The sequence below is a fragment of the Ruegeria sp. YTSA226 genome, assembly GCF_059609905.1.
In genome coordinates, this window is record NZ_JBXWMQ010000002.1 from 102,198 (window position 1) to 122,975 (window position 20,778).

General features: G+C 56.4%; 19 protein-coding genes. 14 read left to right on the top strand and 5 right to left on the bottom strand.

Annotation, left to right across the window (positions count from 1 at the left end):
• The first annotated feature begins 26 nt into the window (after positions 1 to 26).
• The 9 genes from AC2FFF_RS03130 to AC2FFF_RS03170 all read left to right on the top strand — a co-directional run bounded on the left by AC2FFF_RS03130 (position 27) and on the right by AC2FFF_RS03170 (position 10,511).
• Complete coding sequence (locus AC2FFF_RS03130; protein ID WP_281971848.1) at positions 27 to 782, top strand: N-formylglutamate amidohydrolase; 756 nt, start codon at positions 27 to 29, stop codon at positions 780 to 782.
• An 8-nt stretch (positions 783 to 790) separates the two neighbouring features.
• A complete protein-coding gene (locus AC2FFF_RS03135; RefSeq protein ID WP_185956598.1) occupies positions 791 to 1,363 on the top strand; it encodes a TRAP transporter small permease subunit in 573 nt (190 codons plus the stop codon).
• Complete coding sequence (locus tag AC2FFF_RS03140) at positions 1,360 to 2,679, top strand: TRAP transporter large permease (protein ID WP_281971849.1); 1,320 nt, start codon at positions 1,360 to 1,362, stop codon at positions 2,677 to 2,679. Before AC2FFF_RS03135 ends, AC2FFF_RS03140 begins: the two co-directional genes overlap by 4 nt.
• Before the next feature lie 52 nt (positions 2,680 to 2,731).
• Complete coding sequence (locus tag AC2FFF_RS03145; protein ID WP_142632938.1) at positions 2,732 to 3,766, top strand: TRAP transporter substrate-binding protein; 1,035 nt, start codon at positions 2,732 to 2,734, stop codon at positions 3,764 to 3,766.
• A 146-nt stretch (positions 3,767 to 3,912) separates the two neighbouring features.
• The gene (locus AC2FFF_RS03150; RefSeq protein WP_142632940.1) at positions 3,913 to 5,598 is read left to right on the top strand and encodes a Na/Pi cotransporter family protein; all 1,686 of its coding nucleotides are present in this window, start codon (positions 3,913 to 3,915) and stop codon (positions 5,596 to 5,598) included.
• A 57-nt stretch (positions 5,599 to 5,655) separates the two neighbouring features.
• Entirely contained in the window at positions 5,656 to 7,017 is a 1,362-nt protein-coding gene (locus AC2FFF_RS03155) for a glutamine synthetase family protein (RefSeq protein ID WP_496750382.1), read from the top strand.
• A gap of 130 nt (positions 7,018 to 7,147) precedes the next feature.
• Positions 7,148 to 8,530 carry an aldehyde dehydrogenase family protein gene (locus tag AC2FFF_RS03160; protein ID WP_496750384.1) on the top strand — a complete coding sequence of 461 codons (1,383 nt, stop codon included), beginning with the start codon at positions 7,148 to 7,150 and terminating at the stop codon, positions 8,528 to 8,530.
• On the top strand, positions 8,527 to 9,672 hold the full coding sequence (locus AC2FFF_RS03165; protein ID WP_496692403.1) for an iron-containing alcohol dehydrogenase: 1,146 nt from the start codon (positions 8,527 to 8,529) through the stop codon (positions 9,670 to 9,672). Before AC2FFF_RS03160 ends, AC2FFF_RS03165 begins: the two co-directional genes overlap by 4 nt.
• A 59-nt stretch (positions 9,673 to 9,731) precedes the next feature.
• On the top strand, positions 9,732 to 10,511 hold the full coding sequence (locus AC2FFF_RS03170; protein WP_281971853.1) for an alpha/beta hydrolase: 780 nt from the start codon (positions 9,732 to 9,734) through the stop codon (positions 10,509 to 10,511).
• Positions 10,512 to 11,379: 868 nt separating this feature from the next.
• Here the strand turns inward: AC2FFF_RS03170 and parE are convergent.
• Entirely contained in the window at positions 11,380 to 13,338 is a 1,959-nt protein-coding gene (gene parE / locus AC2FFF_RS03175) for a DNA topoisomerase IV subunit B (protein ID WP_281971854.1), read from the bottom strand.
• Positions 13,339 to 13,551: 213 nt separating this feature from the next.
• Entirely contained in the window at positions 13,552 to 14,112 is a 561-nt protein-coding gene (locus AC2FFF_RS03180) for an NYN domain-containing protein (RefSeq protein ID WP_246097118.1), read from the bottom strand.
• 265 nt (positions 14,113 to 14,377) lie between these two features.
• On the opposite strand from AC2FFF_RS03180, the gene AC2FFF_RS03185 reads away from it, so the two are divergent.
• The gene (locus AC2FFF_RS03185) at positions 14,378 to 14,986 is read left to right on the top strand and encodes a peroxidase-related enzyme (protein ID WP_496750386.1); all 609 of its coding nucleotides are present in this window, start codon (positions 14,378 to 14,380) and stop codon (positions 14,984 to 14,986) included.
• 3 nt (positions 14,987 to 14,989) lie between these two features.
• Here the strand turns inward: AC2FFF_RS03185 and AC2FFF_RS03190 are convergent, their stop codons facing one another.
• Positions 14,990 to 15,865 carry an alpha/beta fold hydrolase gene (locus AC2FFF_RS03190; protein WP_281971856.1) on the bottom strand — a complete coding sequence of 292 codons (876 nt, stop codon included), beginning with the start codon at positions 15,863 to 15,865 and terminating at the stop codon, positions 14,990 to 14,992.
• Positions 15,866 to 15,976: 111 nt separating this feature from the next.
• On the opposite strand from AC2FFF_RS03190, the gene ppk2 reads away from it, so the two are divergent.
• Together ppk2 and AC2FFF_RS03200 are read left to right on the top strand one after the other, a co-directional pair.
• Positions 15,977 to 16,903, top strand: a complete 927-nt coding sequence (ppk2, locus tag AC2FFF_RS03195; protein ID WP_281971857.1) for a polyphosphate kinase 2 — start codon at positions 15,977 to 15,979, stop codon at positions 16,901 to 16,903.
• A 116-nt stretch (positions 16,904 to 17,019) separates the two neighbouring features.
• Positions 17,020 to 18,372 (top strand): MATE family efflux transporter, encoded by a 1,353-nt coding sequence (locus AC2FFF_RS03200; RefSeq protein WP_281971858.1) that lies wholly within the window; start codon positions 17,020 to 17,022, stop codon positions 18,370 to 18,372.
• A 7-nt stretch (positions 18,373 to 18,379) separates the two neighbouring features.
• On the opposite strand, the gene AC2FFF_RS03205 is transcribed toward AC2FFF_RS03200, so the two are convergent.
• Both AC2FFF_RS03205 and AC2FFF_RS03210 read right to left on the bottom strand, forming a co-directional pair.
• Entirely contained in the window at positions 18,380 to 18,781 is a 402-nt protein-coding gene (locus AC2FFF_RS03205) for a hypothetical protein (RefSeq protein WP_281971859.1), read from the bottom strand.
• 11 nt (positions 18,782 to 18,792) lie between these two features.
• Positions 18,793 to 19,995, bottom strand: a complete 1,203-nt coding sequence (locus AC2FFF_RS03210; RefSeq protein ID WP_281971860.1) for a pyridoxal phosphate-dependent aminotransferase — start codon at positions 19,993 to 19,995, stop codon at positions 18,793 to 18,795.
• A gap of 92 nt (positions 19,996 to 20,087) precedes the next feature.
• On the opposite strand from AC2FFF_RS03210, the gene AC2FFF_RS03215 reads away from it, so the two are divergent.
• Together AC2FFF_RS03215 and AC2FFF_RS03220 are read left to right on the top strand one after the other, a co-directional pair.
• Positions 20,088 to 20,477 (top strand): helix-turn-helix domain-containing protein, encoded by a 390-nt coding sequence (locus tag AC2FFF_RS03215; RefSeq protein ID WP_142632968.1) that lies wholly within the window; start codon positions 20,088 to 20,090, stop codon positions 20,475 to 20,477.
• Positions 20,478 to 20,509: 32 nt separating this feature from the next.
• Positions 20,510 to 20,734, top strand: a complete 225-nt coding sequence (locus AC2FFF_RS03220) for a succinate dehydrogenase assembly factor 2 (protein ID WP_281971861.1) — start codon at positions 20,510 to 20,512, stop codon at positions 20,732 to 20,734.
• Positions 20,735 to 20,778 lie beyond the last annotated feature (44 nt).

Below are 20,778 nucleotides of genomic sequence, written 5' to 3' on the forward strand. Positions count from 1 at the left end.
TCATTTTGGAATCGCAGGACGGTAGATTGGACTTCGGCAAAGTTGTTCATACGGATTTGGCGGGCAATGCGCCTGTGGTCGTGCTGGTGTGCGAACATGCGTCTAATCGTATCCCGGCTTTTCTGGGTGATATGGGGTTAAGCGCTGAAGCACGCGAAAGTCATATTGCCTGGGATCCAGGCGCACTGGCCGTGGCGCAGGCTATGGCCAAGCGCATGTCAGCACCTTTGGTCCATGGCGGGGTGTCTCGGCTGGTCTATGACTGCAATCGCCCGCCCGAGGCGGCGGGTGCAATGCCGATCCGCAGCGAGGATTACGAAATCCCGACGAACATCAACATGTCGCCCGAGCAGCGAGTGGCCAGAATCGAAAACGTGTATCAGCCGTTTTGCGCCGCTCTGTCGGATTTGATCGATCAGCACAGCGCTTCACTTAGGCTGATGGTGACAATCCACAGTTTCACACCGATCTATCTGGGGCAGAAACGGCAGGTCGAACTGGGTATTCTGCACGGTGTGGACAACCAGTTTGCCACAGCGATGATGGCTGACGAAGCTATCGGCAGCCCCTTTATCATCAGGCTGAATGAGCCTTATTCTGCGGCGGATGGAGTAGCTCATACACTGGATACCCAGGCGCTGCCCCACCGCTTGCTGAACGTGATGATCGAGATCCGCAATGACTTGATCCGCACGCCTAAGCAGCAGGCAGAGATGGCCGATTGCCTGGTGCCCTGGATTGCGCGTGTTCTGTCCGGTTTTCAGGAAGGGGCGTCAGCGTGATCAAAGCGATGAGCGCATATGTCCGTATCGTGGATGCGATCAACTATCGGATCGGGCGGGTCATGATGTGGGGCCTGTTTGTCATGATGGGCATCCTGCTGTGGTCTTCGATATCAAAGACCTTCTTCCTACCGTCGCTCTGGACACTTGAAATGGCACAGTTTGCGATGGTGACCTATTACATCATGGGTGGGCCATATTCGATCCAGCTAGGGTCGAATGTGCGCATGGACCTGTTTTATCACAACTGGAGCCCCCAACGAAAAGCGTGGTTCGATGCATTTACCGTGCTTTTGCTGATCCTCTATCTGGGTGTGCTTTTCTATGGCGGGTTGGGATCGACGGCGTATAGCCTTGGTTATTGGGGCGACGAACCCGTTTCCTACTTCACCGGACTGCTGACCGGCAGTGAAGAGATCGGTCGGCTTGAACGTTCGTCGACTGCGTGGCGACCGTATATCTGGCCGGTCAAATCCATCATGGTTTTCGGCTTCTTCCTGATGTTGCTGCAGGCAGTCTCGGAATTTTTCAAAGACATTGCGCGGATCAACGGGCAGGAAATCGGGGTACAGCGGGCATGAGCCAGGAATATATCGCCATCTTCATGTTCGCGTTGATGATGCTGATGCTGTTCACCGGTCAGCGCGTTTTTGGTGCGATCGGTGCGGTTGCGACGATCGCGGCGCTTTCATTGTGGGGAACCGGAGGGCAGGACATCACATTTTCAGCCGCGATGAAGCTGATGAAGTGGTATCCGCTGCTGACCCTGCCAATGTTCATTTTCATGGGCTATGTGCTCAGCGAAAGCAGGCTGGCGGATGACCTGTATCGCATGTTCCATGTCTGGATGGGGCCGGTGAATGGCGGGCTTGCCATCGGGACGATTGGTTTGATGGTCTTGGTTTCTGCCATGAATGGCCTCAGCGTGGCCGGGATGGCTATTGGAGCCACGATTGCTTTGCCTGAACTGTTGAGACGCGGGTACGACAAAACCATGGTGACCGGTGTCATTCAGGCCGGGTCCAGTTTGGGTATCCTTGTACCGCCTTCGGTGGTTCTGGTGCTGTATGCGATGATCGCCCGTCAACCTGTGGGGCAGTTATGGCTGGCGGGGATCGTGCCCGGCTTGATGATGGCTGGCATGTTCATTCTTTATATATGGATCCGCTGTCGCATTCAGCCCGAGCTTGGTCCAGCGATGAAAGACGCGCACGAGGTTCCGCGGGCCGAGAAAATCCGGTTGCTGGGCGCGGGTGCGTTGCCGCTGATTATCTTCGCTGCGATGATGGTGCCCTTTGTGAACGGGTGGACGTCACTGGTTGAAAGTTCGGCCATCGGAGCGCTGGCGGCATTGGTGGTTTCGGTGGCCAAACGTCGAATGACCTGGGCGATTTTTGAAACCTGTACCAAGCATACGCTGGCGATATCGTGCATGTTCATGTGGATCATCCTTGCAGCACTTGGTTTTGGCGCGGTTTTCGACGGGCTTGGTGCGGTGAAGGCAATCGACAACTTGTTCACCGACCAGTTGGGCCTGTCACCCTGGATGATCCTGATCTTGATGCAGCTCAGCTTTATTGTCATGGGCACGTTTCTGGACGACACCGCGATGCTGGTGATTGTGGCACCGCTTTATGTACCGCTGGTTGGTGCGCTGGGCTTTGACTTGATTTGGTACGGGGTTCTGTACACGATCACCACACAGATCGCCTATATGACACCGCCTTTCGGCTATAACCTATTTCTGATGCGCGCGATGGCACCGCCAGAAATCACGCTGAGGGATATCTATGGTTCGATCTTTCCGTTCGTCGCCGTGATGGTTCTGGCGCTTACGATTATCATGATCTTCCCGGAACTGGCTCTTTGGCTGCCCGGCTATGTCTATGGAAATTAACAAGAATGCCTTTCGAAGAGGCACGAAGCACTTCAACAGAGAGGAAATTGACATGACGACAAGACGTAAGTTTCTGAAAACCGCCGGGGTAGGGGTCGCAGCCGCACCTCTGGCCGCACCAGCGCTGGCTCAAAGCACGATCACGTGGCGCATGCAGACCTATGCCGGTCCTGCGCTTGCTGCGCATGTGATCGACCCGGCAATCGAGATGTTCAACAAGATTGCCGGTGACCGGATGCAGATCGAGCTGTTCTATGCTGACCAGCTTGTTCCGACAGGCGAACTGTTCCGTGCCATGCAGAAAGGCACCATTGATGCGGTACAGTCCGATGATGACTCGATGGCGTCGCCCACCGATGTCACAGTGTTCGGCGGCTATTTCCCGTTTGCCTCGCGCTATTCCCTGGATGTACCGGTTCTGTTCAATCAGTACGGTCTGAACGAAATCTGGGACGAAGAATACTCGAAAGTCGGGGTCAAGCACATCTCGGCTGGCGCATGGGACCCGTGCCATTTCGCCACCAAGGATCCAATCAACAGCCTGGCGGACCTGCAAGGCAAGCGTGTCTTCACCTTCCCTACAGCGGGTCGCTTCCTCAGCCAGTTCGGTGTGGTACCAGTTACACTGCCATGGGAAGATATCGAGGTCGCCGTACAGACCGGCGAGTTGGACGGCATCGCATGGTCGGGCATCACCGAGGATTACACTGTCGGCTGGGCGGATGTGACCAACTACTTCCTGACCAACAACATCTCAGGCGCCTGGGCCGGGTCTTTCTTTGCCAACATGGATCGCTGGAACGAGTTGCCGGAAGATCTGCAAACCCTGTTCCGTGTTTGCTGTGATCAGTCGCATTACTACCGCCAGTGGTGGTACTGGGGCGGCGAGGCCAGCTTGCGGGTCAATGGCGACAAGATGCAGCTGACCACGATCCCAGATGAGGAATGGGCACAGGTCGAAGGCGCGGCAATCGCATTCTGGGATGAGATTGCGGCAGAATCTGAGATCAAGGCGAGGGTTGTTGAGATATTCAAGCAATACAACGCCGACATGCTCAAGGCCGGACGGCCTTATCGTTACGGATAATAAGCAACTTCCCGACGCGGGTAACTCCTCTCGCGTCGGGATTGGACATCACCTGGCGACACCTCTTATGTTCATATCAATCCCAATAACAGAGATGCGAAACCGGATGCACAGTGCTGCTCACCGGTCGGACGGGGTATGAACACATGGCCATCGCTGGTTTTCTGATCGAGATTTTTGCCGCAACCATGTTGCTGCTTTTCGCCGTTCGCTTGGTTCGTACGGGGATTGAGCGGCGATTTGGCGCGCTATTTCAATCGCTTTTGACCCGACATTCAAACAGTTTTGTCGCCGGTGGCGCGGGTATGGTTCTGGCCACGATCCTGCAAAGTTCAGCCGCCGTGGCGGTTTTGCTGACAGGGTTTGCGGCGGCCGGAATGGTCAGTTTTGGCATCGCCCTGGCGGGGGTTTTGGGGGCCGATCTGGGATCGGCTCTGGTCATTCAGATACTGTCTTATGATTTGGGATGGTTGCAGCCGGTGTTGCTGGCGCTGGGCGGGTGGCTCTACCTCAAATCCGATCGGGCAAATGTTCGCCTGATGGGGCGGATTGTTCTGGGTGTGGCCTTCATTTTGGTATCACTGCAATTTTTGCGCGATGCTGTCGATCCGATCCGCGAAAGCGCCTTTTTGCCGGCCATCGCGGGCTATCTTGAAAGCGACTATTTCAGTGCCTTCATCGTTGGGGCTGTGCTTGCCTTTGTCATGCACAGCTCGGTTGCGACAATCCTGATGTGCGTGACGCTGGTACAGATCGGGGCAATCCCATTCGCGGCGGGTTTGTCGTTGGTATTGGGGGCCAATTTGGGCTCGGCCTTTATTCCGATCTGGTTGACGCGCGACCAGATCGTTTCGGCCCGCCGGATACCGATAGCCAACTTGTTGCTGCGCGGCAGTGCGGCGCTTGTGATGCTGTTTGCTGTCAACGTCACCGGGACCCATGCCGCATTGATGATCAGCGGACCGGGGCAATCGTTGATCTTTGCCCATATCGGTTTCAACCTAGTGGTGTTTCTGCTGGCAACCGGATTCGTCACCCGGATGGAAGCGCCGATGGCTTTGCTCATGCCCGAGACCGACCCTGAATCTGGTGTGGCAGATCAGTTCTCGGGTGCTCTTAATCCGCTAGGCGACCCCAGTGCCACAGGCCCTGATGTTGCGATGTCCTCGGTGCGCCACGAATTGTTGCAGATGGTCACTCAGGTCGAACGCATGTTCCGCCCGGTGCTGGATATCTATGAGCGTGACGACATTGATACCATTGCTGCCCTGTCGCAGCAGGATGAAATGGTAAACGCCCAGTTGACGGAAATCCGACGCTTTGTCGCGCGGTTGCCGCGGCAGAATATGAGCAAGTCTCAGATCAAAGCCGCCCGTGGTCTGGTGGAATACGCTATTCGGCTCGAGGCCGCTGGAGATGTCGTGTCGAACAGAATGACGCGTTCAGCAAAGATTAAACACATGGAAAGGGCCGAGTTTTCCGCCCAGGGGTGGAAAGAACTCAAGGATTTACACGCCACCATTCAGGAAAGTTTTTCGCTGGCGCGACACGTTTTGTTAGTAGATGACGTCGACTGTGCCCGCCGTCTTGTTCTGGACAAGGCCGAGATCAAAAGGATGTCCCGCGACAGCCGCAAGGCGCATCTAAAGCGGCTGGAGCGTGGTCAAACGGAAAGTTTCCAGTCCAGCGATCTGCATCTGGAGGCACTGCGCGCTATGCGCGATCTGCACGGCCATATTGCGGCCATCGCCTATCCGATCCTCTACAAAAGCGGACAGGTTCTGGAAACGCGGCTGGTTATGGAAATGGAGAAAGAAGCGGCCGAAGACTAACGGCCGTCGATGGGAACAGGGGCGCGGTGGGCCCGATTGTGATGAAGGATGAACATGATGGGTCATGATGTTGTGTTGGCGGACCTCAAAACCAAGGTTGAAGCAGGTGAAGTAGACACCGTTCTTGTTTGCATGGTGGACATGCAGGGGCGGCTGATGGGCAAACGGTTTCATGCCGGTCACTTTGTGGCAGGCGCTTGGCAAGAGACCCATTGCTGCAATTATCTGTTGGCGACAGATCTGGAAATGGGCACGCCTGACGGATATGCCTCGACCAGCTGGGAGCGGGGCTATGGCGATTACGTCATGAAACCTGATCTCAGCACTTTGCGCCCGGTGCCGTGGCTTGAGGGCACGGTGATGGTGATGTGCGATGTTCTGGATCACCACACGCATGAAGAGATCCCGCACGCGCCCCGGTCGATCCTGAAGAAACAGGTCAAATGCCTGAAAGCCATGGGTTACGACGCGATGTGCGCCACCGAGTTGGAGTTCTTTTTGTTTGAGAAGAGCTTTGACCAGATCCGCAAGGAAGGCTTTCGCGATCTGGCGCCGATCTCGGGCTATAATGAGGATTATCATATCCTGCAGACCACCAAGGAAGAGCATGTGATGCGTCCCATCCGCAATCATTTGTGGAACGCGGGCATCCCGGTCGAGAATACGAAGGGCGAGGCCGAGACCGGTCAAGAAGAGTTGAACATCAAATACGCCGCCGCCATGGAAACGGCCGAGTATCACTCGATCGCCAAGAATGCGGTGAAGGAAATCGCCTGGCAGCACGGGCATGCGGCCACGTTCCTGCCGAAATGGCATCATGACAAGGTTGGTAGTTCATCCCATGTGCATCAGTCGCTGTGGTCTGAGGGAAGGCCAATCTTTTTCGACGAAAAAGATCCGCTCGGCATGTCGGCAGTAATGAAAAGCTATATGGCCGGGTTGTTGAAATACGCTGCCGATTATACGTGTTTCATGGCCCCCTACATCAACAGCTACAAGCGTTTCCAAAAAGGAAGTTTTGCGCCGACGCGGATCATCTGGTCGGTCGACAACCGCACCGCCGGTTTCCGACTGTGTGGTGATGGAACCAAATCGGTTCGCGTGGAATGCCGTATTCCGGGCTCGGATATGAACCCGTATCTGGCGATTGCTGGTATGTTGGCGGCGGGTATCGCGGGCATCAAGGAAGGGTTGGAGCTTGAGCCACCAACCAAAGGCGATGCGTATCAGAGCGAGTCCGGCATGATCCCCGGGAACCTGCCCGCTGCGCGGGATGCCCTGCTTGGCTCAACCATGTTGCGGGCCGCTATGGGGGACGAAGTTGTTGATCACTATGCGCGCGCCGCCGAGGTGGAAATCGAGGAATTCGAAAGCGTGGTTACTGATTGGGAAATTGCCCGCGGGTTCGAAAGGGCCTGAGGGTGGACGAAGTTGGGGGCCTTGCCTGCCGCTATTGGTGCTTGAACCAATGGCGCATCAATGACGGCCCCCGAGGTTTGTGTTGGCCAGATAAAGCAGGAGATTCTGCTTTTTAGAGGATGGAATGGAGATGGGGCAGATGTTGAAATGCATCTCGCCGATCGATGGATCGGTTTATGCTGAGCGCGAAACCTTATCGCGCGAAGCAGCGTTTGAGGTGGCTGCGCGGGCCAGGGAAGCGCAAACAGCCTGGGCAGCACGCCCATTACAAGAGCGAATTGATCTTGTGATGGCGGGTGTCGCCGCTGTTGGTGCGATGAATGACGAAATCGTGCTCGAATTGGCCCATATGATGGGGCGCCCAGTGCGCTACGGCGGAGAGTTCGGCGGGTTCAACGAGCGCGCCTGCCATATGGCCGAGATCGCGCAGGGTGCACTGGCCGATATTGCGGTGGGCGAGGATGAGATCTTCAGGCGCTATATCAAACGCATTCCGCATGGGGTTGTCTTTGTCGTGGCGCCCTGGAACTACCCGTACATGACTGCGATCAATACGGTGGCCCCGGCGTTGATTGCGGGCAATACCGTGGTGCTGAAACACGCGACCCAGACCTTGTTGGTGGGTGAGCGGATGACGCAGGCTTTCCATTCGGCAGGTGTTCCTGAGGATGTGTTCCAGAATGTGTTCCTGAGTCATGATGTGACTAACGATTTGATCGCTGGAAATGCGTTTGATTTCGTGAACTTCACTGGCTCGGTCGGTGGTGGTCAGGCGATGGAACGTGCGGCGGCGGGCACATTCACCGGGGTCGGTACCGAGTTGGGCGGCAAGGATCCAGGCTATGTCATGGACGACGCCGATCTGGACGCAGCTGTTGATACGCTGATCGACGGTGCGATGTTCAACGCGGGCCAGTGCTGCTGCGGGATTGAGCGGATTTATGTGCACGAAAGCCTGTATGATGCGTTCGTTGCCAAAGCGGTTGAGATTGTTCAGGGCTATAAGCTGGGCAATCCGCTGGATGCAGAGACGACGATTGGACCGATGGCCAATATACGCTTTGCCGATGAGGTCCGCGCGCAGATTGCCGAGGCAGTCGCGGATGGCGCAGTTACCCATATCGACACTTTCCCCGAGGATGATGGGGGGGCATATCTGACCCCGCAAATCCTGACCAATGTCACACACGACATGCGGGTGATGCGGGATGAGAGTTTCGGCCCCGTAGTTGGTATCATGAAAGTGTCGTCGGATGACGAAGCCATCGCGCTGATGAATGACAGCGAGTTTGGCCTGACCGCCAGCCTCTGGACCCGCGACGTGGACCGGGCCGCGCGGGTCGGTGACCAGATTGAAACTGGCACCGTCTTCATGAACCGCGCCGATTATCTGGATCCGGGCCTGTGCTGGACCGGTTGCAAGAATACCGGGCGTGGCGGTGGTCTTTCTGTCATCGGCTATCATAACCTTACCCGCCCCAAATCCTACCATCTGAAGAAGGTGACATCATGAGCCTGTCTGGAAACTGGTCCTATCCGACCGCGATCAAATTCGGCGCTGGCCGCATCAAGGAACTGCCCGAAGCCTGCGCTGCGGCCGGAATGAAACGCCCTCTTCTGGTCACGGACAAGGGGCTGGCTGATCTGCCGATCACCTCGGCGACGCTGGATATTCTTGAGGCTGCGGGTCTGGGGCGTGGCCTGTTTAGCGAAGTGGACCCGAACCCTAATGAGAAGAACCTTGAGGCTGGCGTTGCGGCGTATCGGGCAGGCGATCATGACGGGGTGATCGCATTTGGCGGTGGCTCGGGGCTGGATCTGGGTAAGATGGTGGCCTTCATGGCCGGTCAGACGCGCCCGGTCTGGGATTTCGAAGATATTGGCGACTGGTGGACCCGCGCCGATGCCGATGTCATTGCTCCGATCATTGCGGTTCCGACCACCGCTGGCACCGGGTCAGAGGTGGGGCGCGCCAGCGTCATCACCAATTCGGAAACCCACGCGAAAAAGATTATCTTTCACCCTAAGGTACTGCCAACCGTGGTGATCTGTGACCCGGAACTGACCGTGGGAATGCCGAAATTCATCACCGCTGGCACTGGTCTGGACGCATTTGCGCATTGTGTCGAGGCGTTCTCCAGCCCGCATTACCACCCGATGTCACACGGCATCGCGCTCGAGGGGATGCGGCTGGTCAAGGACTACCTGCCGCGCGCCTATACCGATGGCACCGATATCGAAGCGCGGGCGCAAATGATGAGCGCGGCAGCGATGGGTGCTACGGCGTTTCAGAAAGGCCTCGGCGCGATCCACGCGATGAGCCACCCGATTGGCGCGGTGTTCAACACCCATCACGGGACGACCAACGCGGTCTGTATGCCCGCGGTGCTAGAGTTCAACGCCCCCGCCATCGCCGACCGGTTCCAGCAGGCCGCGGCCTATCTGGGCATCGATGGAGGCTTTGACGGGTTCCGCGCCTTTGTGCAGGAGTTTAATGACTCGCTGGGTATCCCCCGCAAACTCTCGGATATGAAAGTGACCGATGCGGCAATCCCCGAACTGGTCAAGGGGGCGATCATCGACCCCTCTTGCGGCGGCAATCCGATTGAACTGACCGAGGACAACCTGACAGCGCTGTTCAAAGCGGCGCTGTAAGCCTCTTGCCGATCCGCTCCCTCATCTCTCATAGTGAAGGCAGGTGAGGGGGCGTTTCCATGACCAAAGAGATTGTTCTGATCCACGGAGCCTTTGCCGGACCGTGGTGTATGGCCGATTATGCGGGGTTCTTCCGCGACCGGGGCTGGACCGTGCACACGCCTGCTCTGCGGTACCATGGCGGCGACCCCAAGGCCGAACCCGATCCGGGTCTGACCGACGTCAGCGTCACCGATTATGCCAACGACATTGCAGAGTTCGTGCAGGGGCTGGACAGCAAACCGGTGTTGCTGGGTCACGCCATCGCAGGCGTAGTGGCGCAGCAATTGGCAGCGCGCGGCTTGGCCAGCGCCATCGTTCTGATCAATCCGAACGCGCCATGGGGCACGCTGCCCGAAACCGACGACGAACGCGCTGTGCCGCGCGCGTTGATGGAGGGCGGGGCGTTCTGGAAACAGCCCATGCGGGTCGATTTCGATCTGATGGCGCCCTTTGCACTCAACAAAATGCCCGAGGCGCAGCGGCATGAGGTGTTCGACCAGCTTGGCCCGGAAAGCGGCCGGGTGATGTTCGAGATGTTCTTTTGGATGTTCGACGATCAGCATGCGATGAAGGTCGATATCGACAAGGTCGACTGCCCGGTTCTGATCGTCTCGGGCACCGAGGATCGGGCCGTGAACCCCAACACCTGCCGCGCGTTGGCGAAGCTCTACGGAGACCGCGCGACGTTTCTGCCGGTCGAGAACCACGCGCATTTTCTGTTCATGGAGCCCGGGTGGGAGGGGCCAGTCGGGCAGATTGCGGAGTGGTTGGACGGGGTGTCGGTGATGCCGGGCTGAAGCCCGGCCTACGGATAGTGGAGACGTACTAAACTATTCACACAATGCTTGATGCAAAGCATCAAGCACGCGCTCGACCCGCCCCTTAAGGCGGGCGCGAAGCGTTTTGGGCAGCGCTGAGAACATACAGCTACTTCAGTGATTTCCAGTCCAACTCGCCTCAATGGCCACGATACGATCGTCTTCTGCCAAACCGACATTGAAGGCGTACCCGCCGATTCCGTAAGTGTTTGCAAAAATATGAAACAGTAAGCTTTTGCGCGCCATGTATTGGGATTTGAACTCTGCACCGCTCCATTTGGCGGAAAGGCCTTGCACCGATTGAGTTTCATATCGTGGTTTGTAGCTTTCAGAAAATGATCTGTTTGGCCCTTTTGTCAACACGACCTAGTCAGGTATACCCGACTGGATAGGCGAGCAAATTCAGAACTCAGAGTTACCCAGCACCCATTGAGAAAGAACTAGATTTCTTCCTCAAACATCCAACTCCTCCACAAACCGCGCGTTCTCTTGAATGTATTGGAACCGCAGTTCGGTTTTTTTGCCCATCAGGCGCTCAGCAAGGTCGCAGGTTTCGCCACGTTAGTCCTTTCTGATGTGCGAAAGCGTTTGCCTCATTGGCGTTTGTACACACTCTTTTTTATTAGATACAGCAACAACGCCGCTGGCCACCAAGCAAAGATAAAGATGTACGCTTTGGATAGCGAGATGCCGGTAGTTGGAAATAGGTGAGGAAAGAACAAGACCCAGATTACAGTCAATGCCCAACACGTACTAAAAACTGCTATCGTGCGATTGATTGCTCGGATTTCTTCCTTGGCGTTCATCTTTTTTTGTGGGGGAAATCTATTATCGGCTGAAGCTCGTTTCAAACATCCAACTCCTCCACAAATCGCGCGTTCTCCTGAATGTATTGGAACCGCAGTTCGGGTTTTTTGCCCATCAGACGCTCGACTAGGTCGCCGGTCTCGCCGGGTTCGTCCTCGTCGATGGTGACCCGGATCAATTTCCGGGACGCGGGGTCCATCGTGGTTTCTTTCAGGTCCTTGGCGTCCATCTCACCCAGACCCTTAAAGCGGGACACGTCGATCTTGCCTTTGCCGCCCAGACCTTTTTCCATCCATGCGTCGCGCTCGGCCTCGTCCAGACAATAGACGCGTTTGGCGCCTTGCGTCAGGCGATACAGCGGCGGGCAGGCGAGGTAGAGGTGGCCCGCGTCGATCATGGGCCGCATCTGGGTAAAGAAGAACGTCATTAGCAGCGCCGCGATATGCGCGCCGTCGACATCCGCGTCGGTCATGATGATGATCTTGTCATAACGCAGGTCATCGACGTTGAAACGGGTGCCGAGGCCCACACCCAGCGCCTGGGTCAGATCGTTGATCTCGGCATTGGTGCCCAGCTTGGAACTGGCCGCGCCCAACACGTTCAGGATTTTACCGCGCAGGGGCAGTAGCGCCTGTGTTTTGCGGTTACGGCCCATCTTGGCCGAGCCGCCCGCCGAGTCGCCCTCGACGATGAATAATTCGGTGCCGTCGCGGGTTGAACTGGAACAGTCCACCAGCTTGCCGGGGAGACGAAGTTTCTTAGTGGCGGACTTGCGCTGTGTTTCCTTCTCGGCCCGTCGGCGTAGACGTTCCTCGGACCTTAGAATGAGGAAGTCGAGGATCGCTCCGGCGGATTTGTTATCCGCGGCCAGCCAGTTGTCGAAATGGTCACGGACCGAGTTTTCGACCAGCCTTTGAGCTTCGACCGTGGCGAGGCGGTCTTTGGTTTGGCCAACGAATTCAGGCTCGCTGATAAAGCAGGACACCAGGGCGCAGCCGCCGGTGACCAGGTCGTCGCGGGTGATCTGCGCGGCCTTTTTGTTGTTGATCAGCTCGCCGTAAGCTTTGATGCCCTTGAGGACCGCCGCCCAGAAGCCCGCCACATGCGTGCCGCCTTCGGGGGTGGGGACGGTGTTACAGTAGGATTGGATGAACCCATCGCGTGAGGGGGTCCAGTTGATCGCCCATTCGACCTTACCAGCGGCATTGAATTTTTCCCGAAAGTCCACGGTGCCGGCAAAGGGCTGATCGGCATAGGTGGACGAGCCGTTCATCGTTTCCTTCAGGTAATCCGACAACCCGCCGGGAAAGTGGAACGTCGCCTCGGTGGGGGTTTCGCCGTCGTCGATGGCGGTTTTCCAGCGGATTTCGACGCCCGAGAACAGATAGGCCTTGGAGCGGATGGATTTGAACAGCCGCGCGGGTTTGAATTTGTGGTGGCCAAAGATGTCGGGGTCGGCATGGAAAGTTACTGTTGTACCGCGCCGGTTGGGGGCAGCGCCGACCTTTTCGACGGGGCCCTGAGGTACTCCACGCGAGAAGCGTTGTTCGAACAGCTGTTTGTCGCGGGCCACCTGAACAACCATCGAGTCCGACAAAGCATTGACCACAGACGCGCCAACCCCATGCAGACCGCCCGAGGTCTGATACGCCTTACCCGAGAACTTGCCGCCCGCGTGCAATGTGCACAGGATGACCTCAAGCGCGGATTTGTCGGGGAATTTCGGGTGCGGATCGATCGGAATGCCGCGCCCATTGTCGCGCACGGTCAGGGCGAAATCTGCGTGCAGTTCGACCTCGATCCGGTTGGCATAGCCTGCCACCGCTTCGTCCATCGAGTTGTCGAGGATTTCAGCGACCATATGGTGCAGCGCACGCTCATCCGTGCCGCCGATATACATGCCGGGGCGTTTGCGAACAGGTTCAAGACCTTCGAGCACCTCAATGGATGAGGCGTCATAGGTATTGGTCGCTTCGGGCGTCAACAGATCGTCGGGCATATGGGCTGCTCTTGTTTTTGAGTTTCCCCATTATGGCAGGTGATGTGGTCCGGGGGAAGAGGGACGCGAGGTGTTGTAGATGGTTTGGGTCTTGGAAGCGCGAGGAGTAGGAGCGATGCTTTGGAATTGGACGTTCTGTGGTGTCTGTCTTTAGCTAAGTACAGACATACAAGCGAATACGTCAGGCAAAGCTACCCGCAAATTGGTGAGGTATCAAAGGGACAACCAAAGCATTCCGTCCTTGTAACCGCCGCGTATTGGTTTTCTGTCGTTTAGAACATCTTGGTAGTCATCAGCCCAATCGCGGAATCGGTCATTCGTAACGATGCTGGCTTGATAATCCCTGGCGGCTTGCAAGACTAATGGGTCTGCTGGTGTTCCTTTTGGAGCGACCATAACGCGATCTCTCGGTAGCCTAAGCTTGGAGGCCAGATATTTGTCACTCATGTATCGATCAGAAATTTTGTATCCCACATTCGCATCAAAGACCACTCCGGGCGTTAGCCCTGCTTTGGTCAGTGCGATCGTGACCTCGCGAACGGTCTCGATACTTGGAACATCGTCCTTCCAGTGCATGACGTTTGATCCGTCAACGACTGCCCACTTTCTTGCTTTTTGAAAGCGCTTCAGCCAGTTTTTGAGTAGCAATACCACACTTGCCAATGAGCAGGGCCCAGCCAGCAATACCCAATCGGTGAGCCCGGGTTGCGTCAATGCGACGACGGTGCCTATCCCGGAGAGCACGAAGACAGTACAGAGTATGCGCAATTCCAAAATCTCTTTCGCAAAATTGATAGTCTATGTGACTGAAGCGAATAAAACACCGAAATGAAAATTGTAATATAGCGGGGCCCGGGGCGACGTGGTGTTGGGTTTGGCGCTATGTGCACCCCAAAACGTTGTATAATAATCCCGAACCTTGTGTATCTATCTGGTTCGATGCCCCGAGGTACTAAAAGCTCTGCTTTTTACCTCGCAACGCTCAGTTTTCGCTTCTAGTCTTTTCGCGAAGCTGAACAACAGTAACAAGGCATGCTAAATGAGCTGGATCAAAACCATTCCTTTCGAACAAGCTACGGGCAAGCTGCGCAAGCTGTATGAGCGGGTGACCGGCCCCGACAACAATGTCGACAACATCATGATGGCGCATTCCTTGCGGCCGCATTCGATGGAAGGACATATGGCGTTGTACAAGAATGTGCTGCACCATTCGGCCAATCAGATTCCCAAGTGGTTTCTCGAAACTCTGGGTGTCTGGGTCAGTTCTCTGAACCACTGCGGGTACTGTGTCGAGCATCATTTCAACGGGTTGCAAAGGCTGTTAGGCGACGAAGTGCGCGGTAATGCAATCCGTGCCGCGATCGAAGCTGGGACACCCGAAAGCGCTCCATTGGAGGCTGCTCAGGTTGCGGCCATGTTGTATGCGCGCAAGCTGACGCAGGCCCCGGCGGATCTGGTGGAATACGACATAGCCGTCCTGCGCAACACAGGGTGGGACGATGGTGAAATCCTCGAGATCAATCAGGTCTGCGCCTATTTTGCCTATGCCAACCGCACCGTTCTGGGGCTGGGATGTTCCACCGAGGGTGATATTCTGGGGCTGTCCCCCAATAACTCGGCTGATCCTGCTGATTGGGGGCATAAATAGGCCTCAGCCGTCTGTCCACTCAATGATTGCCTGTGCCATTGCTTCGGGCTTCTGGTGGTGTAACCAGTGATCCGTGCCCGGAATATCGACTCGTGTGAGGTCGGGCGCGAAATCTTCCAGACCGTCTGTCGCCTCGGGCAGCAGCGCTTTGTCATCGGAGCCCCATAGCAAAAGATGTGGGCAATGAACCATCAGCCGCTGGACCGGAAGCCGGGGCAGGTCTGTGCAGGGCTCGCCCGGTTTCGCCACAACCAGCGGAGAGGCCCGATACCAGTTCAGCATGGCATTCAGGCGACCGGGACGGGCCCATTCAGTGCGATAGTCCTCCATCCGGTCGTCGGACAGCCAGTCCAAGCCCATCCCGTGGCGAAAGAAACTTTCCAAGCGGGTAAAATTGTTCGCGGCAAAGTGTGTTGCGGCATCAGGGGCCCGTAGCGCGTTAATATATTGAGAGGCCGCGGATTGTGCGCCGCCCGATGCCATAGCCCGTTGGAAGGGCGCCGGGTGAACGCCGTTTGCGATGATCAGGCGACCGACGAGATCTGGGCGGAACATGGCCAGGCCATAGGCGACCGCGGCGCCCCAGTCATGGCCCAGAACACTGATTGGCGTATCCAGACCTTCGGCAAGTGCGATCATATCCGAGACCAGCTCGGACGTGGCATATTGGCCGACACCTTCTGGTGCCCAGCTTTGGCCGTAACCGCGTTGATCAGGGGCAATGCAATAGAAATGAGATGCCAGATGTGGCGCCAGATCGGCCCATGCCCCACCATATTCCGGAAAGCCGTGCAGCATCAGCAAGGGTGGCAGGTCGGATGACCCCCAACGGCGAATATGAAACCTCTGGCCATTCAGGATCTGAAATCGGGTTTCCATGTTTCTTGGCCTTTTCGCCGTATAAGTGAATTTGGTTTGACCCCAATCAAAGCGCGAAAGCTTCGGTTCTGCTAGCCGTTTTTTTCGAACAGTGAAAAAAGGAGAATATGAATGGATGCAGCTGCGCAACCCGAGCAAAATCTACCACGCGTGAATGACGAAACATCTGTTGCAGGTGCTGTTTCCGAGCCAAGCCCGGAAAAGATCCGCAAGGCATTCGAAAGCGGAAGATATCCCTATCATCGCAAGATGCCCCGGCGGGTCTATGAGGCCGAGAAGGCCAAACTGCAGGCTGAGTTGCTTAAGGTTCAGCTGTGGGCGCAGGAAACCGGTCAACGGTTCGTATTGCTGTTCGAAGGGCGCGATGCGGCTGGTAAGGGCGGTACAATCAAACGGTTTATGGAACACCTAAACCCCCGTCAGGCGCGCGTGGTCGCCCTTAACAAACCCACCTGGGAAGAAAAGGGCCAATGGTACTATCAGCGCTATGTGCACGAGCTTCCCACCGTTGGTGAAATGGTGTTCTACGACCGCTCTTGGTACAACCGCGCTGGGGTCGAGAGGGTGATGGGGTTCTGTTCTCCGAACGAGTACCTAGAGTTTATGCGCCAGACGCCAGAGCTTGAACGGATGTTGGTGAGGTCGGGAATTCAGCTTTACAAATACTGGTTTTCGGTCACGCAACCCGAACAACAGCGGCGGTTTCAAAGCCGTGAGACCGATCCGTTGAAGCAATGGAAACTATCTCCGATCGACAAGGCAAGCCTTGGCAAATGGGATGACTATACCGAGGCGAAAGAGGCGATGTTCTTTTATACAGACACCGCTGATGCGCCCTGGACCATCGTGAAATCGAATGACAAAAAACGCGCTCGTCTGAACTGTATGCGCCACTTTCTGTCGACACTTGATTACCCGGACAAGGATCACGGCATTGTTGGCGAGCCCGATCCTTTGATCGTGGGTCAGGCGCATCATGTGATCCACCGATCCGAGCATATTCTGGGCAACGCGCTGCATCCTGACGCCCGCTGCTAGGCCTAAGGTTCGGGGCAGGGCACCTGTCCCGGATCCATGTCTCACTCTGAAATTTCTCTGTTCCGGTCTTGTCCCGGCCTTTCGCCGGGCCTATGGCTGGTGGAATGAATAAGGTGATGACATATCAAGGCCATTTCCGTGCCATTGCCGTCCTGGGCCTGCCATTGGTTGGCGGGCATCTGGCGCAGTTCGCAATCGGTCTGACGGACACGATCATGCTTGGCTGGTACGGGGTCGAAGCTTTGGCGGCGGTCACGTTGGCCAGCAGCTTTTACTTTGTCCTGTTCCTGTTCGGGGGCGGGTTCGGTCTGGCCGTTATGCCAATGGTGGCAACAGCCGCTGCCGAAGACGATGAAACCAGCATTCGCCGTTCGACCCGCATGGGGCTCTGGTTGTCGTTGCTATATGCAGCAGTGGTAATGCCATTGCTGTGGTGGTCATACCCGATCTTGATCGCCACAGATCAGGATCCACAGGTGGCGGAAACTGCATCGGAATACCTGCGGGTTGCAGGCTGGGGTCTGTTCCCCGCTCTGGTGGTAATGGTCTTGAAGTCCTACCTTGCGGCGTTGGAGCGAACCCAGGTTGTTTTGTGGATCACTGTTGCTGCTGCGGTGGTGAACGGTCTGACCAACTATGCTTTGATCTTTGGCAACTGGGGTGCGCCTGAACTGGGCGTGATGGGCGCCGCTATCGCTTCGGTCGTGACGCAGACCGTGTCGTTAATTGCGGTTATCATCTATGCTGTAAAAGTTCTGCCCGAGCATAGCCTGTTCCAAAGGTTTTGGCGGCCCGACTGGGAGATGCTGCTGAGCGTTCTGAAGCTAGGCATACCCATCGGGCTGACCCTGCTGGCCGAAGTGTCTCTGTTCGCGATGTCGGCCTTTATGATGGGCTGGATCGGTCAGGTGCCGCTGGCGGCGCATGGGATCGCTCTGAACCTCGCCTCGGCGACATTCATGGTGCATCTGGGCCTGTCCAACGCTGCCACGATCCGGGCGGGCAATGCGCTTGGCCGCAAGGACCGCGCGCATCTGGAAAAAGGTGCCGTCGCCGTGACAGGGATGTCCCTTGTGGTGTCTATCCTGACAATCATCCTGTTCCTGACCTGCGCCGAGCCTCTGATTTCCGTATTTGTGGAACCGCAGGATCCGAAACGCCCCGAGATTCTGGCCATAGGTACCGGGTTGCTGGCCATGGCTGCGTTGTTCCAGCTGGTGGACGGTGCACAGGTGATCGCGCTGGGCCTATTGCGCGGATTGCAGGATGCCAAGGTGCCAATGGTCATGGCGGGGCTAAGCTATTGGGTCGTCGGAATTCCGGCGTCCTACTATTTTGGGTTCATCCGCGGCATGGAGGGCGTCGGTGTCTGGTTGGGCCTTGTGCTGGGTCTTGCCTGTGCCGCCGTACTGTTGATGGCGCGCTTCTGGTTGCGATCAGTGCGTATAATCGCTGAACCGGCAGCGTGAAGGCAAATTAGCCATTGTTCAGCCGGTCGGCTTTCTTCCGAACCAATACGCTGCGCAGATCATGCATCGCCAGTAGTAGCCGGTCCGTAACGTCCTCGAGCTGTTGGTCAGTCGCTTTGGACTGGGCCCACTGTGTGGTTAGGTTCAGATAGTCCACCGCGCGGTGAATATCGTCGATATCGCGCTGCGCCAGAAGATCTTTACGTTCTGCCATCCAGCGCTCGATTTCGGCCTGATCCGCCTCAGTCAGAGCGCGCTGACCCTGCGGCTTCACCTCTCCGTTGCGGATGTTGATGACCGCGATCTGGTTCATTTCAATCCGACGTTGGCGGTTTTCCGTGTCGATCCGGAAAACCGCGGCACCGTTTTCGCGTATGCGGAAATAGTACTCAGGCAATTCGGCAGTCATAAAGTCTCCGATCAGGTCAGCGAAGCACAAAACCTCTGAATGCGCGTGCAGGCTTCGGTCAGCGCTTCATCTGACGTAGCATAGCTGACGCGGAAGTTGGGGGACAACCCAAACGCAGCGCCGAAGACGACTGCAACGTCAGCCTCTTCCAAAAGCTCGGTTGCGAAGGCTTCGTCTGTGTCGATCAAAGTGCCTGCAGGCGTGGTCTTTCCGATTAACCCGGAAATGGAAGGGTAGACATAAAACGCACCTTCCGGAGTTGGGCAGGTCACTCCTTCGATCTGATTCAGCATGCTGATGACCAGATCACGGCGGCGTTTGAACGTTTCATTGTTCGGGGCCAGAAAGGACTGTGTACCGTTCAGCGCCTCTACCGCCGCCCATTGGCTGATCGAGCAGGGATTCGAGGTCGATTGAGACTGAACCTTGCGCATTGCCGCAATCAATTCGGCAGGTCCTGCTGCATAGCCAATCCGCCAGCCAGTCATCGCATAGGCTTTGGATACACCATTGCAGGTCAGGGTGCGGTCATAAAGCCTAGGCTCGACTTCGGCCGGTGTGCAGAATTCAAACCCGTCATAGGCCAGATGCTCGTACATATCATCGGTCATTACCCAAACATGCGGGTGCCTGATCAGGACATCGGTCAAAGCTCTCAATTCCGCCCGGCTATACCCTGCACCGGTTGGGTTGGACGGAGAGTTGAAGATGAACCATTTGGTCCTTGGTGTAATTGCTGCCTCAAGCTGTTCAGCGGTTAGTTTGAAACTATTCTCCAGGGTCGTTTCAACTGTCACAGGCGTTCCCCCGGCCAGAAGAACCATATCGGGATAGCTGACCCAATAAGGTGCAGGTATGACCACCTCATCGCCCGCGTTCATGGTGGCCATCAGCGCGTTATACAGCGTCTGCTTGCCACCGGTTCCGACCGAGATCTGAGCAGGCGAATAGTCCAGTCCATGATCACGTTTCATCTTGGCGCAAACCGCCTGCTTCAGCTCTGGTATGCCATCGGGCGCGGTGTATTTGGTCTTTCCAGCAGCGATGGCCGCCACCGCAGCATCCTTGATGTTTTGGGGCGTGTCGAAATCTGGCTCCCCGGCGCTTAGGCCGATTACGTCTCGTCCGGCTGCCTTTAATTCGGCCGCCTTGGCTGTCATCGCGATTGTTGGAGATGGTTTTACGCGTGACAGTGTCGCAGACAGGAAACTCATGGTCGGCCTCAGTTTGTATGTTTAGCCTGACTGTCATAGGGTGCGCCTGAACGACGATCAAGCGATATAAAACAAGAGATTTGGAGACCCCGATGAACGACGAAAATGACTGGTACGGACCCGACGCGGCGACATTCGGAGACCGGCTGGCAGGGGCGCGTGAAGCAGCGGGGATGACGCAGGCACATCTGGCCCGCAGGCTGGGTGTCAAGAAGTCTACGATTGCCGCCTGGGAAAATGATCTGTCTGAGCCCCGGGCCAACCGACTGTCGATGATGGCAGGCATGATCAACGTTTCGATCATGTGGCTTCTCACCGGCGAGGGTGACGGGATGGACGCCCCTGTCGAGGCTGGAGAAAACGCACCTGACCTTGCCGGAATCGTATCCGAGCTTCGTTCAATCCGAGGCGAGATGCGCGCCAGCGCCGAGCGGGCTGCAAGACTGGAGAAACGTGTGCGCATGATGCTGGAGGCGGAATAGTGGTCGAACCGCGCAATGTCAGGATCAAACGGATGAAAATGCGTTCCATGCGACGCGGCATCAAAGAGATGGATCTGATTCTGGCTGCCTATGCAGACCGCAATCTGGACTCCATGGATGCAACAGGGCTGGATGTTTACGACGCCCTGTTGCACGAGAATGATCAGGACCTGTATCAATGGGTCACCGGTCAGGTCCTGCCACCTGCCCAATTCTCGGACCTTGTTTCCGAAATCGCACAAACCTTTCAAAAATAAAGATTATCCGGCTTAACTGATTTTTCGGCTTTTCGCTTCATTCT

Coding starts and splice junctions, on each gene's coding strand:
- AC2FFF_RS03190 (WP_281971856.1), bottom strand. CDS start 15,865: ATGGAAACCCGATTTCAGATCCTGAATGGCCAGAGGTTTCATATTCGC.
- AC2FFF_RS03185 (WP_496750386.1), top strand. CDS start 14,378: ATGAGCTGGATCAAAACCATTCCTTTCGAACAAGCTACGGGCAAGCTG.
- AC2FFF_RS03150 (WP_142632940.1), top strand. CDS start 3,913: ATGGCCATCGCTGGTTTTCTGATCGAGATTTTTGCCGCAACCATGTTG.
- AC2FFF_RS03205 (WP_281971859.1), bottom strand. CDS start 18,781: ATGACTGCCGAATTGCCTGAGTACTATTTCCGCATACGCGAAAACGGT.
- parE (WP_281971854.1), bottom strand. CDS start 13,338: ATGCCCGACGATCTGTTGACGCCCGAAGCGACCAATACCTATGACGCC.
- AC2FFF_RS03135 (WP_185956598.1), top strand. CDS start 791: ATGAGCGCATATGTCCGTATCGTGGATGCGATCAACTATCGGATCGGG.
- AC2FFF_RS03200 (WP_281971858.1), top strand. CDS start 17,020: ATGACATATCAAGGCCATTTCCGTGCCATTGCCGTCCTGGGCCTGCCA.
- AC2FFF_RS03140 (WP_281971849.1), top strand. CDS start 1,360: ATGAGCCAGGAATATATCGCCATCTTCATGTTCGCGTTGATGATGCTG.
- AC2FFF_RS03170 (WP_281971853.1), top strand. CDS start 9,732: ATGACCAAAGAGATTGTTCTGATCCACGGAGCCTTTGCCGGACCGTGG.
- AC2FFF_RS03165 (WP_496692403.1), top strand. CDS start 8,527: ATGAGCCTGTCTGGAAACTGGTCCTATCCGACCGCGATCAAATTCGGC.
- AC2FFF_RS03210 (WP_281971860.1), bottom strand. CDS start 19,995: ATGAGTTTCCTGTCTGCGACACTGTCACGCGTAAAACCATCTCCAACA.
- AC2FFF_RS03220 (WP_281971861.1), top strand. CDS start 20,510: ATGAAAATGCGTTCCATGCGACGCGGCATCAAAGAGATGGATCTGATT.
- AC2FFF_RS03215 (WP_142632968.1), top strand. CDS start 20,088: ATGAACGACGAAAATGACTGGTACGGACCCGACGCGGCGACATTCGGA.
- AC2FFF_RS03160 (WP_496750384.1), top strand. CDS start 7,148: ATGGGGCAGATGTTGAAATGCATCTCGCCGATCGATGGATCGGTTTAT.
- ppk2 (WP_281971857.1), top strand. CDS start 15,977: ATGGATGCAGCTGCGCAACCCGAGCAAAATCTACCACGCGTGAATGAC.
- AC2FFF_RS03145 (WP_142632938.1), top strand. CDS start 2,732: ATGACGACAAGACGTAAGTTTCTGAAAACCGCCGGGGTAGGGGTCGCA.
- AC2FFF_RS03155 (WP_496750382.1), top strand. CDS start 5,656: ATGGGTCATGATGTTGTGTTGGCGGACCTCAAAACCAAGGTTGAAGCA.